Below are 18,477 nucleotides of genomic sequence, written 5' to 3'. Positions count from 1 at the left end.
CAAATAATCAAGTAAAGGGGTAAAAATATGGATTTTGACAAAATTCCTCCACGCAAGGAAATTGAAGCAGTAACGGTCTACGTACCAGGAAAGCCGATAGAAGAAGTACAGCGGGAATTTGGCCTAGAGCGCATTATTAAGCTGGCATCTAATGAAAATCCCTTTGGATGCTCTCCCTTGGCTCAACAGGCAATTATTCGTGAAGTTGAAAACGCGGCTTTGTACCCGGAGTCATTAGCGCCGGCTTTAGCGGAAAAGTTGGCAGACCGCCTTGGGCTTGATCCGGACAACTTTATTTTTGGAAATGGTTCGGAAGAAATCATTCACATGTTAACAAGAAGTTATATTAGTGCCGGCAATGAAGCAATCATGGCTGATGTCACTTTTCCTTTATATAAAACGAATGTAATGATTGAGGGGGGAGTTCCGGTAATTATTCCCCTGATTGACGGTGTTCATAATCTACAAGGCATGTTTGCCGCAATAACCGAAAAAACCCGGATGATTTTTATATGTAACCCCAACAATCCCACCGGAACTATTGTTGACAAGGGGGACTTGCTGTCATTTATTGAAAAGGTGCCCGGGAATATTTTGATCATCATGGATGAAGCCTATTACGAATATGTGCAAGATGAAGCATATCTCGAGACAATCCCGCTAATGGCAAAGCATCCTAATCTGGTCATCCTCCGGACCTTTTCCAAAGCTTATGGCCTGGCGGGATTGAGAATCGGGTATGGTATGATGCAGCCGTCCGTACGCCAGGAACTTATTAAAGTTAAAGAAGTATTTAATGCTAACCGCTTCGCCCAGGCGGCTGCACTGGCCTCTCTTGATGATCCCTCTTTTGTTGCGTCTTGTGTACAGAAAAATATTGCCGGCAGGAAGTATCTTGAGGGAGAACTGAACAATATGGGATTTACATGCTTTCCTTCCCACACTAACTTCTTAATGGTTAAACTGGACCGTTCAGGGGACGAAGTATTCCAGGCTCTTTTAAAACAGGGCATTATCATCCGGCCGGTCGGTTTTCCTAACACAATACGTGTAACCATTGGCACCGAACAGGAGAACAGAGAATTCATCGCGGCTATGCAGAAGGTTATCTGGGTTCGTAATTGAAAAATAGTACCTTTGTCCTAATTATGCAAAGAAAATAGGGACTTCAATCTGATTTATTAGTCGCCGGACCAACTCTAAAATAAAAACATTAGTTTGACAATTTGCCTAAGGCGCCTAAATAATCTAAAATAAAGAGCAGAGGTCCTGATTGAATGCTAAAATATTGTTTTGATGATGCCGGCAGTCTTGATAATGAGAAATTTAACTGCTTGGTTGGTAAGTTCAGGAAGATTATCTATGCATATGCAAATAATTATTACTTGCCGGGAGGGGATGTTGACGACCTGTATCAGTGGGGTTTGCTCGGCTTATATAAAGCCGTTTTACAGTATGAAGATAATAGTCGGCATAGTTTCGATTTGATAGCCAGAATAAATATTAAAAATATGATTAAGTCGGCAATAACGATGGCCAATAGGAAAAAGCATATGGCAGCAAATTATGCCTGGTCATTGCATCAGGCAAGCGACGATAATGGACCTGACGGCAATATGAAGCTTGTTTACCGGTTGGGTGTAGACAATGAGATTAGAGATCCGCTTGAGTTAATCATAGATAACGAATCTGTGCAAAAAATTAAAGAAGCCATTAACAGCAGATTGTCCTCTACTGAACGCAGGATAATGATGCTCTATATGAGTGGCTATAAACAGAGATATATTTCGGGAAAACTTAATTTTGAACCTAAAGTGATTGATAACGCAATACAGCGCGCCAGGAAAAAGTTATCTGACTACCTATTACCCGGCAAAAAAAAATACAGCAATAGAAAGAGGTAAAGTGCAGATACAGTGACTATTACCTCTTTGCCTACGCTGCGAATTCTTTCTGGGAACGAGGTAGCATTTGAAGGTAAGACAGAACTGCGTCAGGCTATAGCAGGGCGTTTTGCCAAAAACTTAACCGTTGTTAATTTTCAAGCAGCGGGCGAGCACGCGGAAAAGTCCTTAATCAAGATTCACCCCGCAAAGGGATCCTTACCTGGAAAATTCGTTACGAGCCAATAAACAAGGGCTGCAACTTGCGCCTGTCCGGCGTAAGTTGCAGCCCTTGTTATTATTCATAGCCGGGATACACATAAGGCGATGACAGCCGCAGTGGCACACCTTTTAGAATTAGCCGGCGGGCAATCGGCACAATGTTGCAGTCGCAAACAGGGAACAACATCTCAGTCAAACAAGCCGGCACTATTAATAATATAGTACCAGGTATTGCCATTTGTGCATAAATAAAGTATAATTGTAAATAGTAATATTATTAATTAGGGGGATACGGATTTGGAAAGGTTTATTACTGTGCTTCGCGGCCAAGGATATAAAATAACACCGCAACGCCGGGCGGTGATTGGAGCGCTCCAGGAGTGCGGCAAATTTGCCACTGCCCAGCAAGTACTGGAACATGTAAAAATAAGTTTTCCGGATATGAGCCTGGACACCGTTTACCGGAATCTAAGCTTATTGGTCGAGCTGGGATTAGTGCATGAAATACATATGCGGGGGCGGGACGGCAACGTGTTTGAAATTGTCACATCAGACCACCACCATCATTTGGTGTGCTTGGGCTGCGGCAAAGCCGAATGCCTGGATTTCTGCCCGATACATATTGAAGATGTGGTCAAGGCCGAAGAGAACGGATTTAAAGTTACTTCTCATGCACTTGAGTTTTATGGATATTGCCGTGAGTGTCGCACGGCAAGTTAGTAACCAAAAGGGGGATTTTGATGCAACGTTTAGTAAGAAAGGGAATTGTTGTGATGCTGTGTGCCGCCCTGGTATTGACAGTGGCGGGATGCGGGAACAAGGCTAAATCAACCCAATCTGCACCGGATAAGTTAAAGGTTTTAACAACAATATATCCGGTTTACGAATTTACACGCCAAGTTGGGGGCGATAAAGTCGAGGTAGCTATGCTGGTGCCACCTGGCGCGGAACCGCATGATTGGGAGCCGACTGCTCAGGACATGGTGAAAATTAAAGAATCTAAATTATTTTTATATCATGGCGCCGGGCTTGAACCTGTGGATAAATTACTGAAAAAAGACGTGGTAGGCACGGCTAAGACTGTGGAGGTCAGCAAGGGAATTGCCCTGCTCCCCGGACATTCTGAGGATGAAGATGAGGGCGAGGACGGTCATGATCATGAAAATAAAGCAGAAGCCAAGCATCAACATGAGCATGAATTTGACCCGCATGTCTGGCTTGATCCGGTGTTTGCCCGGCAGGAAGTAAGAGTCATTGCCGGAGCGCTGAGTGAGGTTGATCCTAACAATAAGGAATACTATCAGAAAAACGCTGAATCCTATGTACAGGAACTGGCCAAGTTGGACCAGGAATATCAGAGTGTCATAGCCAAGGCCAAGCGGCGGGATATTATCACCAGTCATACCGCTTTCGGTTATCTGGCAAAACGGTATAATCTTGACCAGGTGGGAATTATGGGATTATCGCCGGACAGCGAACCTACTCCCGACAAAATGGCTAAGGTAGTCAAATTTTGCCGGGACCATCAAGTAAAGTACATTTTTTTTGAAACAATTGTAAGTCCGAAATTAGCCGATACTATTGCCAAAGAAACAGGAGCCGGCCTGCTTGTACTCAATCCTGTGGAAAACTTAACTGAAGAAGAAATGAGGCAGGGGAAAAATTATCTTTCAGTTATGCGGGAGAATTTAGCAAATTTAGCAAAGGCGCTAACAGAGTAATGAAAAATCCCAACAGACTGAAAAATCTGTTGGGATTTTTTGCGTTATTTTTGATAGCTTGTCCGGGCATGTTAATGCTCAGCCAGCCAAACAGGGGGGTGGAAGCGGCGACCGGTAGCACACCAAAATACAAAACGGCAACAGGGGTTCATGAGAAGGCGAATACCGAACCCCAGAATAAAACGTGGAAGCTGCCTTTGCAGCCTAATACTCATTGCCGCTAAACTAAGCGTGTTGTTGACGCCTATGGTATTTAAGATGGTTAGGAAAGTATTTAACTTTTTACTAAATACAAGGGACACAGCTATTTTGATAATTCTGTAGGGCATCAGGATCACTCCTTCAGGTGCTTTATCAGTACGGATATTTTCGTCCGTGTGATGGTGTGCCTGGCCTTACTTACCGATAAATTCCTGAACTACATAGACTGAGCCGTTTGGACTCTGAACCACACCGATACCTACTTCGGTATAGCTTGCATTAAGAATATTGGCACGATGTCCTGAGCTGTTCATAAACGCGGTTTCGGCTGCAGCAACGCTCGTGTTTATTGCCAGGTTTTCACCGGCAGTTTTGTAACTTATGCCTGCCTGGTTCATACGGTCAAATGGCGATTGCCCTTCGGGGTTATAGTGGGAAAAATATCCCCGCTTAATCATATCTTGGGCATAGTTTTCGGCCAGACGGGTTAATTGCGAGTTTACTTTTAAGGCCGGTAACCCATTTGCCGCCCGGTCCTTGTTTAAGAGGCTGACCGCCTGTTGTTCTCCGGAAGCGGAAACCGTACCGCTGCCAGTCTGGGTCGAGCCTGAAGTTCCGCTGGAGTTTTTGCTGGACGAAGAACTTTTGTCTGATGAACCACCATGGTTAGACAGTGCAGCAATCACTCCGATTGCCGCAATACCGGCTAGAATACTATTTGTCGACGCATTATTTTGTACTGATTCCTCTGTAGAAAGATTGTCAGGACTGGCGGCAGAGGCCGAAGTGGCAAAAGCACCGCCAAATGACGTGGTAAGAAGTGAAAAAGAGAGAATGCCGACAACCAAAGTATTCTTGATGGGGTTGTTTATCATGTTAGTACCTGCCTATCTATTTTATTTATGTAACATGATTCTGCAAATAAATATTCGACATTTCTTATAGTTGTCCTGTTAACATAATTATAGTAAATTTTGTTATGACGGCCAATCCTGGTGATCCGCAGGCTGACGGGTTTATTGCGCAAAGTAAGCCTTAAGCGCAGCTTATTGAACATCCTTGTCTCCCTGAAGAAAATAGCCCACGCCGCGCACTGTCTTGATGTTGGCAATGTTGAGCTTTTTGCGCAAGTAATAAATGTACAGATCGACGTTAGCAATATCGGTTTCAGAATTGTAACCCCAAACTTTCTCCAGAATGCGTTCTTTGGGAATTACTTGGTCCATATTGCGCATCAACAACTCTAAAAGTAACGATTCTTTCAATGTAAGGTGAATGGTCTTATCGCCTTTTACGACTTCACCGCGTAACGGATGGAGAGTCAGGCCGGCAGCACAGATGGTGTCGCCGACAATGTCCTTGCCCTTTCTGCGGGTTAGGGCACGCAGCCTTGCCAGCAGTTCCTCGGCGAAAAATGGTTTTACCAAATAATCGTCGGCGCCGGCGTCCAAGCCTTCCACCCGCTCTTTGGGAGCGTCCCTGGCTGTTAAAAGCAGGACCGGAGTATCAAATCCCAGACTGCGAAGCTCCTTTAGGCAGGCGATGCCGTCGCGGCGGGGCAGCATGCGGTCCAGGATGATAATGTCGTGAACTCCGGTGACCGCCATTTCGAGACCTGTTTCTCCATCCATGGCGGTATCCACTGCATAACCGCTTTTCTTTAAAAGATGGGACAGTGCTTCCGTTAGTTTGCGTTCGTCTTCTACCAATAATAATTTCATCAAGAACCCTCTTAGTATCAACAGCCTTGTTTACATTTTGCCATCCGTGGATTATTTTGCTATTATCATTTTAACGGATTTTTATTGTTATTTCACTTAATATTTCAAAGAATATTCAAAGATTCTTTGGGCAAAATCCGTAATTTTCGTAAATGTTCAAAGGAATTTCCAATAATATCATCCGATAATTTTAATAACTGTTAATTTTTCGGGAATATTACAATCTTTGATTAAGGGGGATGATTGACTTGGCAATCACATCAATAGGTCAATCCGGCAGTGTTCAGATAAGTCAGAGCAGCAGTACCAACGAGCTCAAAGCGTTAGAAAAGAAAAAGCAGGATTTACAGAACGAAATCAATGAGATAAACCAGGATAAGACGACAAAAGTAGAAGACAAGCAAAAAAAAGTTCAGTTGCTGGAAGCGCAAATTCAGGCGATCGATGCTCAAATACAGCAGCTTCAGCAAAAAAAGACAGATTCGCAAACAGCAAATAACCAAGAAAATAATGAGGGTAGCTCGGCAAATAGTCAAAAATCTTTACAGAGTCAAAACTTTATCCGTCAAAGGATCGATATCGAAGTTTGATGCTATTGAAAAGAATCAGGGTATATACCGGAAGAGTGAACAAGCCGGAGGACTCATCTAATTGGCAGATGAGTCCTCCGGCTTTATTTTTTCATTCTGCAAGCAAATGTTTTTTCCTTTTATATTTGCTAAATAAAAACTAAATATATAACGGCGACATTATATATGGATAAATATTCTTCAATTGCTCAAAGCAAAATCTATTCGTAAAATCCTGTCAATTATTTCAAATCTAATTAACAAGGGAGGAACAAAAAACATGAGTACCAGCTCGGTCTCAAGTACAACAACCTAAAAGAAGAAATGTCCGATGCGGAAATAGAAAACTGGGAAAAAAAGGCTAAGACCGGATTGCTGGAAAGAGATTCGACGTTGCGCAGTTTCCTCAGCAATATGCGCAATGCCCTGATTGATGCTGTTTCCGGTTTGTCTACCACTATTACCGGCATCGGGATTACCACCGGTACTTATGATGAAAAGGGTAAACTGTATATTGACGAGGATACATTGAAAACAGCCATCCAGAGCAATCCTGAGGGGGTTATGAACCTGTTCACCCAAACGTCGTCCAGCTATCCGGGCACGACCATAGTACGCAAACTCAATGCCAGTCAGCGGGCGGCAAGATACAGCGAGGAAGGTATCGCCTACCGGATATATGATATTTTACAGGACAATATCTCAACGGTTCGCGACAGCAACGGCAATAAAGGGTTGCTCATTGAAAAGGCCGGGGTGGAAAACGACGCGTCCGAAAGCGATAATATGCTGAGCGACCAGCTTGAAGACCTTCAGGAGCGGATCAAGAAGGAAGAAGACCGGCTGGATGACAAACAAGACAGCCTTTACGACCAGTACACCACGCTGGAAACCTATATCAATACCATGAACGCTCAGTTGTCGGCCTTGTCGTCCTATCTCTCGTCATGACAGGGGGGGGAATAATGAATAACAACGAAGTAATGGCGTATTTAACAAGGAAACTGGAAATTATTGAAAAAATCAATACCAATACCGAGACGCAACGGCGGTTTGTGCGCAGACGGGAGATGCGGGGGCTGAACCGCCTGCTTAGAGAACGGGCCGTACTGATTGATGAGCTCGTCGCCGTGAATGGCAAGTTGAAGAGTGATCCTGGCTGGAAAAATCTTAATGAGTTTAAAGCTATGGTTCAGACTATTGAGACAAGGCAAAAGGAAACATTGGACGCTTGCGACCAGGTTTTGCAGGAGGCTTTAGCCGAACACCGGCTGATCGCCGCTGAATTATGCAATATAAAGGCGCTGCGACAGTTAAAAAACCGGTATGTCCGGCAATGGACAGTAATGGCTTTGGGACACCGTTTTAGTGCCGAAGGATAATGAATAAATAAACCCCTCACGTTATGCGTGAGGGGTTTATTGCGGTATTCTTTATTTCAAGAGAGACAATACCTGTTGCGGCAGCTGGTTGGCCTGGGCCAGCATGGCGGTAGCCGCCTGGTTAAGGACACTCAGTTTGGTGTAGGTAGCCATTTCGGAGGCCATATCAACGTCGCGGATGCGCGATTCGGCGGCAGTCAGATTTTCACTGGAAGTGGTCAGGTTGTTAATGGTATGTTCAAGGCGGTTTTCAACAGCGCCGAGTTTAGCCCGTTCGGAAGAAACTTTGTTAATGGCACTGTCGATTGTGGTGATGGCAGCAGTAGCCTTACTCGACGTAGATAAATCCAGCCCGGTATCGGTACCGTCCGAAGTGGCAACACCCAGGCTGTAGGCGTCCATATTATTAATGGCAAGCTCTATACCCTGTCCTTCGTTGGCGCCGATTTGGAAGTACAGGGCATTATCGGTGCCTACGGTAATGGTAGCGGTATCGCCGTCGGCAACAGTGCCGTCTTTGCCGACAACAGTAAGGCCGTCAGCCGCATCGCCTGATTTATTCAAAGTAAGTGTATTACCTTTACCGGTAGCGGTTTGGCCGTTTATTGTACCAACCGCGTCGGTGCCGGCGTCCGAAACAGTTGTTTCCGTACCAGTTGTTGCCGCAAACAAATCTTGCAATGTGGCCGTAGCACCTGATAAGCTGATCGTAGCATTACTGCCGTAAGAATCAGACGTTAATTGAATAAAGTTGTTGGTAGCGTCGGTTGAGTCTAAAGTGGCAGTTACGCCTGTATCGCCGCTTACATTATTAATCTTTTTAACTACGTCATCGACAGTATCGCCAGACTCGATAGTAATAGTGGTGCCGTTAATTTGAATATCTCCGGCAAATGAACTTACATCAGTTGCGGTTGTTAAGGTGCCAGTGCTATTTGCTGTTGCATTGGCTTGGCTGCCTACAGTTGCCTGGGTTGCCGCCGTAGTAAAGGTTACATCGTATACGCCGGCTTTGGTATTGGTTCCTGCAACGGCTGAATCAATAGAAGCAGCATTTGTGCCGGACGCAGTAGCAGTCTTAGAAAGCTCACCATTAAGCAATTTTTTGGTGTTAAATTCGGTGTCGTCAGCGATACGGTCAATTTCCTGACGCAGCTGGTTTACTTCATCTTGGATGGCAGTCCGGTCATCTTCGGTTAAAGTATCGCTTGACGCCTGTACTGCCAGCTCGCGCATGCGCTGCAGGATGCTGGTGGTTTCATCAAGGGCGCCTTCGGCCGTCTGGGTCAGCGAGATGGCGTCCTGGGCGTTGGAACTGGCTTGATTAAGACCGCGGATCTGGCCGCGCATTTTTTCCGAGATGGCTAAGCCGGCGGCATCGTCAGCCGCACTGTTGATGCGGTAGCCGGACGACAGTTTCTCCAGGGATGAGTTCATTAAAGCATTGTTTTTGTTCAGTTGGTTATAGGTGTTCAAAGCCGACAAGTTAGTGTTAATGACCATTGACATAGTTAATTCCTCCTTGATTTTGCGTTAAGCTTCCGTGCACCGGGAGCACTTTGGCAAGTGCTGAGTTTTTACCCCTTGGGTTTCCTTCGTTACCGCTTATTACCCAAGGTTGTCCACGAAGATTGCCTCCTTTCATGTTTTTCTACCCTTAAGTTCGAAGGGTAATATTATAAAATTGTTAAAAAAAATATTAGAAATTTGTTTAATAAATATGAATTTAAGATTTGGTCAAACCAAAAGGAAAAGCCACCGGCGGTAACCCGCCAGCGGCTTTTTTATGAATACGGTTTATATAGGTTTGGTATTAATTTACAGCTTTGGTCACATTTTTATTGCCGTGTAAACAATAGCCAACCCCCCATACTGTCTTGAGATTGGAAAGTTTAAGCTTTTTGCGCAAGTAGTGGACATACAGGTTGACAGTGGTAAATTCCGCGTCAGAATAGTAGCCCCATACCTTTTGAATGATCTGTTCTTTAGTGACTACCCGGTCATAGTTGCGGATAAGCAGTTCCAATAGTTGCGCTTCTTTCAGGGTTAGCTGAATGACCTCACCGTTTTTGGTGACCTGACCGCGCAGGGGGTTAAACACAAGGCCGTCAACGGTTAAGACGTTTTCTGCCAATTCTTTGTGGCGGCGCCGGCCCAAGGCCTGCAGCCTTGCCAATAACTCGACAGAAAAAAACGGTTTGATCAAGTAATCGTCGGCGCCGGAATTTAAGCCTTCTGCCCGGTCTTCGGGAGAATCCTTGGCTGTTAAAAAAAGAACAGGAGTATCATGTCCCAGACTGCGAAATTCTCTCAGCAGGGAAATACCGTCTTTATTGGGGAGCATGCGGTCCAGGATGATAATATCATAGATACCGGTACAGGCCATTTCGATTCCTGTTTCGCCATCCAGGGCGGCATCTACCACAAAGCCGTTTCTTTTCAGTAAATGCGACAGGGAATCAACCAATTTACTTTCATCCTCGACTAATAACAATTTCATTTAAAACATCCTTTAATGGCCACAACCTTGTGAAGTTTTTCCTTCCGTGGATGTTTTTTCAGTTTTGTTTTTATTACAGATGGTAAATTGAATATATGTATGCATGAAAGCAATCTACGAGGCAGTCCGTTCATGATTGGGCATTTGCACGGTAAAGGTTGTTCCCGCTCCGGGTGTACTCGTAACGCTGATGATTCCGCCGTGGCTCTCAATAATCCATTTGGCGATTGCCAGTCCTAATCCGGAGCCTCCTTTGTTCCGCGACTTGTCTACCTGGTAGAAGCGGTTAAAGATTTTTTCCAGATGTTCGGCATCAATTCCCTCCCCGGTGTCGGCAACAGTCAACAGTGTCTTATTACCCGATTGTGACAGCGAAACGGTGATTTTGCCGCCGGTGGGGGTATGCCTGACGGCATTGTCCAACAAAATGCTGATTACCTGCTTAAGCCGGGTTTCGTCGCCATAACCTTCAATTGCTGAAGTTGCCGTTACTTCCAAAGATGTACCTTTGGCGGCGGCAACGGCTTCAAAGGGAGCAACTGCCCGCATAAGTACGGCATTAAAGGAGAAGGACTGTTTAGCCAGCGGCTGTTGCCGGGAATCGGCCCGGGCCAAAAAGAGCAGGGAATCAACCAACTGCATCATACAAATGGACTCTTCCTGGATATTGTCCAGCCATCTACGCTGGCTGGACACTGTTTCTTCCGGACTTCCCATTACAATATCCAAGTTTGTTTGGATAACAGACAGCGGTGTGCGCAGCTCGTGGGATATATCAGAAAGAAAGTCTTTTTGTTGCTGCCAGGCCCGTTGGATGGGAATCATAGCGCGATTAGCCAGGAAAAAACTGGCGCCGAAGGAAAGCAAGGAACAGACAATGCCGACAACGGTCAAAGCTGTCAGCAACACCCGGAGCATATTCTTTTCCTGCGTCAAATCATGAAACAGAATAAGTGTTCCCGGCTGGCTGTTCAGCGGGGTTTTAAAATACGAATACTCTGTCTGCTCGAAGGTAACTGTTCCTTTTTCAAGATTAGCCTGCAGAACTTGTTCGGCTAGGGCCGCCAAAGCACCGGAACTAAGCGGTTGTCCGGACGATTGAAAGGTAATCGAGCCGGCAGGCGAGGTTTTGACAAAAAAGAAATTAGGGCCGGGGGGAGGTGCCGGCGGGGGGCCCAGTGGCCGTTTGTCCGGAAACCCTGGCGGTGGGCCGCCATGCTCCGGCAAGTCGCTGATCAAACCTGATTGTATGTCAGATATTATTTTACGGGCCAGGGTATCGGTGTGTCTGGCTATGTTGATTTGCGAAAAACAATAGGTACCGGCAATAAGCAGCAGAAACAGGGTCAAAGTAACGGCAGTATTGATTAATGTGAGTTTAATGCGCAGTTTCTGAAACATTGCTGTCTTCTACGACATCCTTCTATGCCACAACCTTGTGAAGTTTTTCCTTCCATGGGTACTTTTTCTATTATACATTTTCGCAGATAATTATTTGAAATTTATTTAGTTTACTATGAAAAAATGGCAAAAAACTAATAAAAAATTAATATTTGTTTGATTAGCCGGGCAACTGCTTAAAGCGTTTGGCGGGCGCTCTGACAAGGACTTCAAAGTACTTTGTCGAAATAAAAATGTAAAAAACAGGCGGTGGAAGCGGCACCTTCAAGCAAAATTGGAGGTGCTTATTTTTATCCGGTTATATATATATCTATATGAAATCCAATAAAGATTTTTTTCTAGGCGTGTTGTTAGTAACGCTCCACCGCTGGCGCTTGACTTACGCTTATACTAACAACACGCCTGTAAATCTTTATTGGATACTATATAGCAAAGAATTTGTAAATAATTCTTCAGCAAGCAGGAATTTTCGCTCAAATGGCAAAATAGATGTAATATGATAAATAAATTTCTTGATTGTTCCGAATATTGAACTAAGTTCATAAATAAAAACAAGTGGCTGTTTACTTGTCATAGCGAGCTAGTTCAATACGTTATGCGCTGTTGAATAACGGTGGATACGGGACAAAAGAGAAGGAAAAACTCAGAACAGTTTGGAGGTTTATGAGAATGTACAACCAAGTAAGTGAGGCAACCGTAGCAGCATTGAAGTCCATTGTTGGGGATAAGAATGTTATTACAGATCCTGATAAGCTGATAACCTATAGTCAGGATGAAGTAACTGACAGCCGCTATCAGCATACTCCCGAAGTTGTTGTTTTTCCTGAATCCACAGAACAGGTTGCCGAAATTGTTAAGCTGGCCAACCGGGAATTGATTCCGGTTACACCACGGGGGGCAGGCACCGGATTGGCCGCCGGGGCAGCACCTATGTATGGCGGCATTGTACTTTGCCTGGAAAAAATGGACAAGATTTTAGAGGTTAATGCCGACCATATGTATATGGTTGTCGAACCTGGGGTTAAAACTCAGGACGTGCAAAAAGCGGCCAACGAAGTGGGTCTTTTGTATGCCGGAGATCCTTCCAGCGGGGAAAATTGCTTTATTGGCGGAAACATTGCGACCAATGCCGGCGGCAACAAAGCGGTAAAGTACGGAACAACCCGCCATCAGGTATATTCGATTGAAATTGTTACTCCTACAGGTGAAATTACCGAACTGGGAGGTTTGCTGAACAAGAGTACTTCCGGTTACTGCCTCGAGCAACTGGTAATGGGGTCAGAAGGTACATTGGGGATAATTACTAAAGCAACTTTGAAGCTTGTTCCGCTACCTCAGCACAAAATGGACTTTCTCGCCGTGTTCCCAGATGCTGAATCGGCCATTGACACTGTGTATAAACTCATTAAAGCAGGAATCGATCCTACGTCACTTGAGTATATGGATAACGGCGCCGTCAATGTATGTGCCAGATATCTGAAAGAAGGCCTGCCTTATCAGGAAGAAGGCAACTATCTCATTATTACCGTTGAGAGCAATACTGAGGACGAGCTTGATGACAAAGCTGTTAAAATCGATGAAATATGCAATGAAAATGGCGCAATAGCTACTCTTGTTCCTGATTCCAAGAAAATTTGGGCGGCCCGGAAAGCTTTCGGCGATGCAAATCGGGAAGAAAGTTATATCCATAGTCCCGAGGATATGGTTGTTCCAGTTAAACATTTGCCCTATGCCATGAAAGAATATGCAAAAATTTGCGAAAAGCATTCGGCTATCGGCCGTACAGTCAGTCATGCCGGGGACGGTAATGTTCACTTAACCATTCTTCAAGGCAATATTTCAGCAGAAGAATGGCCGACGAAAATTGATGAAATACTGCACGATCTGCTTGAATTTACTTATAGTATCGGCGGCCGGATGTCAGGCGAGCACGGTATTGGCTCCAAACGGAAAAAATGGATGCATAAATTTACAGACCCGGTACAACTTAAAATTATGCAGTCGATTAAAAAAGCCATGGACCCCAACCTGATTTTGAATCCGGGGACCATTTTCGATGTTGAGTAATCCGGTTATACCAATGCCTTACCGCAGTATGAGAATAACCTGCAAATGACTTGCTGCACAACATGAACCAAGCCAAACTGGAATAAAAAATGCAATAAAGCTCATTGGAGAAATCTAACCAGTGAGCTTTATTGCTATTGATGCTTTTTTTCAAAGGGTTATTTAAGGAGGGATAATATGGATATTTATTCGCTTATGCCTTATAAAAATAAGGTTAAGGAAAAACTGGCTGCCGGTCAGACGGTAAACGGAATTTTTTATTGCAACGGTCGGCCGGCGTATGTCGAAATGGTCGGCTATGCGGGTCTTGATTTTGTTATCATTGATACTGAACATAGTTCTCATGATGCAGAAATGGTAGAAAACATGATACGGGCTGCAGAAGTGAGCGGAATGGCGCCAATTGTACGGGTTTATGAAAACTCGCCTGCTCTTATTCTGCGGGCTTTGGACATGGGTGCAGGGGGGGTGGTGATTCCGCAAGTCAATACTGCCCACGAGGCCAGGCTGGCTGTAACGGCTGCCAAATTTAGTCCGCAGGGTACACGCGGCGTGGCTGGAATAACCAGGGGAGCACGTTACGGTTACGTACCTTTGACAGATTATGTTACGTACTCAAATAAGAATAGCTTAGTTTTTGTTCAGGTAGAGGATGTAATCGCCGTTAACAATCTTGAAGAAATTCTGGCTGTTGATGGTTTGGACGGGATTTTTATCGGGCCAACAGATCTATCTCAGTCCATGGGGATGACCGGTCAGTTTGACAATCCCGAATATTGCAGGATTGTTGCTGATATTATTACGCGTGGGGTTAAGGCCGGAAAATGGGTAGGTATTTTTTGTCTTGATACTACTCAAGCCAAACATTACAGAAATTTGGGGGCACAGTTTTTGGCAATAGGTTCTGATAGTATGCTCTTTGTACCTGCAGTACGTAATTTGGTGGATGAGATTAAGAAAGGTTAGTCAAAAAAATGCAGTTGGGTTGTGTACTATGGCATAATAACCGTAATTATCAGAAGTCTTATAACATTAAAATGTTGTTGACTAATCTCAGAAAAAATGGTATTTTTTTAATAGACGAAATAATGAATTAAATTCGCATATGTGAATTTAACGGAGGGCTTTCTATTTTCAAAGTAAACAAATCGGCGTCCAGGACTGTTGATATATTGAGTTTACTTGCCAAAAGCGCCCAGCCATTGACGCAACTGGAGATCAGTGAGGCCTTAGCTTTGCCGAAAAGCAGTACCTATGAACTCCTATACACTTTACTGGAAAAGGGGATTCTGGAGTTTGATAATGAAGACTTGAAGACCTTTAAATTAAGTCTTAAGGTCTTTGAGATAGGTATGACGGTTCTGGAAAAAACCGATTTTCATGAAGTATCCCGGCCTTTTCTTAAAGATTTGAGCGCAATAACTGGTGAAACAGTATTCATGGCGATAGACAGCAATGGAACGATTGTATATGTGGATAGAATCGAAGAAAGTAGCTCAATAAGGACTGTTGCTGGTTTAGGAATAAGAAGGCCTATGCACTGTACCGGTTTAGGAAAGGCGTTGCTGGCGACATATCCGGCACAACGCGTAAAAGAAATCTGGGAAATGAGCGACCGGACAGTTATGTATACTAAAAACACAATTCGCGAATATAATGATTTAATCGAAGACCTCCGGAAGACTCGTGAACGGGGTTATGCTATTGATAATCGTGAAATGGAAGATGAGATATTTTGTGTGGCAGCTCCCATTTACGGACACTCGGATAAAGCGGTCGGCGCCCTGAGTATCGCCGCTATTTATTTAAAAATGGACGACAAAAGGACAGAACTATTTGGCAAAATGATAACAGATACGGCGTTGGCTATATCTAAAAGACTGGGTTTTAGGAAAGATAGATTATATTTTGGCGCATAAAAAAGCAGCCTTTCTTTTTATTCATAAATATGAACATATTTCATATTTATGAATAGTGTTATAGGTCAGTCGGTTATGGGAGGGAAGATAACAATGATTAGGCAGCAGGCCCATGTCATAACGTGACAAAGGGCCGGACCGGATTATGACTGAAGATGAATTAGGATTTAGGAGGCTTGTATCATGTTTAAACCTTATGGTGTTTATGCAGCGATGTTGACCCCTTTCAAAGCTGATGGAAGTATTAATGAAACCGTGTTACGGCAAATGGTTGATTTCATGATTGCTAAGGGACTGCATGGGCTGTTTCCCGTCAGTTCGGTAGGTGAGTTTGCTCATATGTCGTTAGAGCAATGTTTTGAAATCATGGAAATTGTAGTTGACCAGGCAGCCGGCAGGGTGGCTGTAACTCCGGGAGTGAGTGCCACTTGTGCGGAAAACTCAATAAAGTTAGCGCGCAAGGCAGAGAAATTGGGTTGTCAGGGTGTGGTAATTTGTCCGCCGTATTATTATCCGATCAGCCAGGAAAACATGGAAAAACATTTCGAATTAGTAGCAGATTCGGTTAACCTTCCGGTAATTTTGTATAATATACCTCTGTTTGCTGTCCCTATTAGTAATGATGTTGTTGAACGGCTGAGTCGCCGGCACAATATTGTGGGTATGAAAGATTCCAGTGGTAATATGGTTGAACTCATGCATTATATGGACAAAGTCCGGCTGAGCGGTTCGGATATGAACTTTTTGGTTGGACGCGAGGAGATATTAGCCCCGGCTCTTACGGTTGGTGCAAGTGGCTGCATGACGGCTAGTTCGGGAATTATCCCGGAAATTATGGTAGGTATTTGGGATGCCTATCATGCCGGGGACCGGGATAAGGCTAATCGTCTCCAGGTTTCCATGCTTTCTTTACTCCGGGCCATGTTTGCCGTAACGTTCCCGGTCGGTTTTAAGGCAGCCCTTGAAATGCGTGGTTTTGAAATGGGACCGCCCAAACAGCCATTGTCTGCTGCCGAAGAATTGAAATTAAACAGTGTCAAAGCACAAATAAAAAATATATTGCAAAGTTTAGAGGAAGTTATTCAAAGGGAAGGGTTGGATAAAGAGATCCAGGGCAACTGATCTCGGTTCCATCTTTTATAATATCCTGATTGTAAAAGGGGGTGATTCTAAAGCTGAAATAAACCGGCTCCCGCGTTTGGAAGCCAATCAGACCGGAGACATACCTGCTGAATTAATAAAATTTATTTGCTTGCGACGATATCGCCATGCAGCATCACAGATTCCAAGGTCGCCAATCGTTTGAATATTGTATTTATTGTAGTTGCAGCGGGATGATCGAATCCGGAAAATTCATGGAATACTAAATAATTAATTAAGGAGTGTATTACTAGTATGGAGTCTGTTATGACTAGGCAACAACTTGCCGATCAAGCGATGGATAAAGCCCAAAAAAAGCTTGTGCCATTTATCCTGCTTATGTATGTACTTGCATTTCTGGATCGCGCCAATATCGGATTTGCCAAACAAGCCTTTCAGGTTGATACCGGTATCAGTGATGCAGCCTTCGCTTTGGGCGCCGGCATATTCTTCTTGGGCTACGCCGTCTTTGAAGTACCGAGCAACATTATCATGCACCATGTTGGCGCACGGATGTGGTTGGCCCGTATTATGATTACCTGGGGCCTGGTAGCTGCTGCTTTTGCTTGGGTGACAAACGAAACCATGTTTCTAGCTCTTCGCGTTTTGTTGGGTATTTGTGAGGCCGGCTTTTTTCCGGGTATAATCTATTATCTGACTTTCTGGTTTACTTCAAGCCGCCGCAGTTCGGTTATGGGCCTATTCTATTTTGGCGCGCCGCTGTCTTTCATTTTCGGTTCACCGCTCTCCGGGATACTCATGGACATGGATGGCGTGCTTGGTTTTCACGGTTGGCAGTGGATGTTCGTAGTAGAAGGTTTGTTGGCTACACTTGTTGGCATATGGGCTTTATCGTACCTTGTAGATAAACCTAGTAATGCGACATGGATTCCTAACGAAGAAAGACAAGCCCTTATCGCGGAATTGGAAGATGAAAATGCTAATAAACCACAGGGTCACGCCAGCCCGTTGAAAGTTCTCGGCAATCCTATGGTCTTGTTCCTGTGTGCCATTTATTTCATGATTCAAATCAGCGTGTATGGTGTTACATTCTACCTGCCCACTCAGGTGGCGGCAATGATGGGGAAAAAAGTCGGGTTTGCAGTCGGCGTAGTCAGTGCTATTCCCTGGGTCTGTGCTCTCATCGCCAACGCTACTATTCCCCGGTATTCTGACCGGTCGGGGAAACGGGGCATTCTTGCTGCCGGGCTTATGTTTTTCGCCGGGCTGGGGGTTATTGCTTCGGCCACAGGTTCGCCGGTGATTGGAGTTGCAGCGCTCAGTCTGGCAACAGCAGGGTACTTTTCCTGCCAGCCTGTCTTCTGGACCATGCCTTCCCGCTTCCTGAGCGGTGTCGCAGCCGCCAGTGCCATTGCTCTTATTAACTCTGTCGGCAATCTGGGTGGCTTTATTGCTCCCAACTTGCGTGTATGGGCTGAGCAGACTTTCCATAATCCTTCCGCCGGTTTGTACGCGCTTGGCTCAGCCGCCTTTGTCGCTGCCTTACTCTTCATTATTTCCATTGCTCTTGGTATTGGGAGTAATACCCCGCCTACTATAGCCAGAAGGGCTTCAGAAAATCAAGGAGCGCAAAGTACGCTATAGGCATTTAGTTCGTACAGTTTAACTTAATATATAAGAAGGCCCTTGCCTTAGAATTGGACCCTAATCCGGCGGTGTTTAACGGTTTAAACATCGCCGGATAGAGTTCATTCTGAGGGGTCATCAGGGTCAGGAATGCAGTGTGGATG

Annotated in this window: 17 protein-coding genes and 1 pseudogene; 13 read left to right on the top strand and 5 right to left on the bottom strand. The window is 44.7% G+C overall.

The features are described 5' to 3' along the window. Nucleotides 1-27: 27 nt before the first annotated feature. The 5 genes from hisC to SCACP_RS18320 all read left to right on the top strand — a co-directional run bounded on the left by hisC (nucleotide 28) and on the right by SCACP_RS18320 (nucleotide 4,050). Nucleotides 28-1,125: a histidinol-phosphate transaminase gene (gene hisC, locus SCACP_RS18340; protein WP_425058944.1), complete on the top strand. Its 1,098-nt coding sequence runs from the start codon at nucleotides 28-30 to the stop codon at nucleotides 1,123-1,125. Between the two features lie 152 nt (nucleotides 1,126-1,277). After that, nucleotides 1,278-1,904, top strand: a complete 627-nt coding sequence (locus SCACP_RS18335; RefSeq protein WP_425058943.1) for a sigma-70 family RNA polymerase sigma factor — start codon at nucleotides 1,278-1,280, stop codon at nucleotides 1,902-1,904. A 498-nt stretch (nucleotides 1,905-2,402) separates the two neighbouring features. Continuing rightward, entirely contained in the window at nucleotides 2,403-2,825 is a 423-nt protein-coding gene (locus tag SCACP_RS18330) for a Fur family transcriptional regulator (RefSeq protein ID WP_425058942.1), read from the top strand. 20 nt (nucleotides 2,826-2,845) lie between these two features. Next, nucleotides 2,846-3,826 (top strand): metal ABC transporter substrate-binding protein, encoded by a 981-nt coding sequence (locus SCACP_RS18325; protein ID WP_425058941.1) that lies wholly within the window; start codon nucleotides 2,846-2,848, stop codon nucleotides 3,824-3,826. Further along, nucleotides 3,826-4,050, top strand: coding sequence for a hypothetical protein (locus SCACP_RS18320; RefSeq protein WP_425058940.1), 225 nt, complete (start codon nucleotides 3,826-3,828; stop codon nucleotides 4,048-4,050). Before SCACP_RS18325 ends, SCACP_RS18320 begins: the two co-directional genes overlap by 1 nt. Before the next feature lie 171 nt (nucleotides 4,051-4,221). Here the strand turns inward: SCACP_RS18320 and SCACP_RS18315 are convergent, their stop codons facing one another. Beyond that, complete coding sequence (locus SCACP_RS18315; protein WP_425058939.1) at nucleotides 4,222-4,902, bottom strand: CAP domain-containing protein; 681 nt, start codon at nucleotides 4,900-4,902, stop codon at nucleotides 4,222-4,224. 171 nt (nucleotides 4,903-5,073) lie between these two features. After that, complete coding sequence (locus SCACP_RS18310; RefSeq protein ID WP_425058938.1) at nucleotides 5,074-5,748, bottom strand: response regulator transcription factor; 675 nt, start codon at nucleotides 5,746-5,748, stop codon at nucleotides 5,074-5,076. A 248-nt stretch (nucleotides 5,749-5,996) separates the two neighbouring features. Between SCACP_RS18310 and SCACP_RS18305 the strand changes: the two genes are divergently transcribed. From SCACP_RS18305 to SCACP_RS18295, 3 genes and pseudogenes are all read left to right on the top strand, one after another. Continuing rightward, entirely contained in the window at nucleotides 5,997-6,338 is a 342-nt protein-coding gene (locus tag SCACP_RS18305; protein WP_425058937.1) for a FlxA-like family protein, read from the top strand. 294 nt (nucleotides 6,339-6,632) lie between these two features. Further along, nucleotides 6,633-7,268: pseudogene (gene fliD / locus SCACP_RS18300) on the top strand (flagellar filament capping protein FliD); the annotation flags it as partial. 14 nt (nucleotides 7,269-7,282) lie between these two features. Beyond that, nucleotides 7,283-7,699, top strand: a complete 417-nt coding sequence (locus SCACP_RS18295; RefSeq protein WP_425058936.1) for a hypothetical protein — start codon at nucleotides 7,283-7,285, stop codon at nucleotides 7,697-7,699. Nucleotides 7,700-7,750: 51 nt separating this feature from the next. Here the strand turns inward: SCACP_RS18295 and SCACP_RS18290 are convergent, their stop codons facing one another. The 3 genes from SCACP_RS18290 to SCACP_RS18280 form a co-directional block, all read right to left on the bottom strand. Beyond that, a complete protein-coding gene (locus SCACP_RS18290; RefSeq protein ID WP_425058935.1) occupies nucleotides 7,751-9,208 on the bottom strand; it encodes a flagellin in 1,458 nt (485 codons plus the stop codon). 304 nt (nucleotides 9,209-9,512) lie between these two features. Next, complete coding sequence (locus SCACP_RS18285) at nucleotides 9,513-10,199, bottom strand: response regulator transcription factor (protein ID WP_425058934.1); 687 nt, start codon at nucleotides 10,197-10,199, stop codon at nucleotides 9,513-9,515. A gap of 114 nt (nucleotides 10,200-10,313) precedes the next feature. Beyond that, nucleotides 10,314-11,600 (bottom strand): sensor histidine kinase, encoded by a 1,287-nt coding sequence (locus tag SCACP_RS18280; RefSeq protein ID WP_425058933.1) that lies wholly within the window; start codon nucleotides 11,598-11,600, stop codon nucleotides 10,314-10,316. 669 nt (nucleotides 11,601-12,269) lie between these two features. Between SCACP_RS18280 and SCACP_RS18275 the strand changes: the two genes are divergently transcribed. From SCACP_RS18275 to SCACP_RS18255, 5 genes are all read left to right on the top strand, one after another. Then, complete coding sequence (locus tag SCACP_RS18275) at nucleotides 12,270-13,667, top strand: FAD-binding oxidoreductase (RefSeq protein ID WP_425058932.1); 1,398 nt, start codon at nucleotides 12,270-12,272, stop codon at nucleotides 13,665-13,667. A gap of 177 nt (nucleotides 13,668-13,844) precedes the next feature. After that, complete coding sequence (locus tag SCACP_RS18270; RefSeq protein ID WP_425058931.1) at nucleotides 13,845-14,633, top strand: HpcH/HpaI aldolase family protein; 789 nt, start codon at nucleotides 13,845-13,847, stop codon at nucleotides 14,631-14,633. 131 nt (nucleotides 14,634-14,764) lie between these two features. Further along, complete coding sequence (locus tag SCACP_RS18265) at nucleotides 14,765-15,586, top strand: IclR family transcriptional regulator (protein ID WP_425061439.1); 822 nt, start codon at nucleotides 14,765-14,767, stop codon at nucleotides 15,584-15,586. Nucleotides 15,587-15,769: 183 nt separating this feature from the next. Continuing rightward, a complete protein-coding gene (locus tag SCACP_RS18260) occupies nucleotides 15,770-16,708 on the top strand; it encodes a dihydrodipicolinate synthase family protein (protein ID WP_425058930.1) in 939 nt (312 codons plus the stop codon). A 285-nt stretch (nucleotides 16,709-16,993) separates the two neighbouring features. After that, entirely contained in the window at nucleotides 16,994-18,331 is a 1,338-nt protein-coding gene (locus tag SCACP_RS18255) for an MFS transporter (protein ID WP_425058929.1), read from the top strand. The last annotated feature ends 146 nt before the right edge of the window (nucleotides 18,332-18,477 follow it).

Source organism: Sporomusaceae bacterium ACPt (assembly GCA_041428575.1).
GTDB classification, from domain to species: domain Bacteria; phylum Bacillota; class Negativicutes; order Sporomusales; family Sporomusaceae; genus Sporomusa_D; species Sporomusa_D carbonis.
The sequence above is the reverse complement of the archived record's forward strand: the minus strand, read 5'-3'. Positions and strand labels throughout refer to the sequence as shown.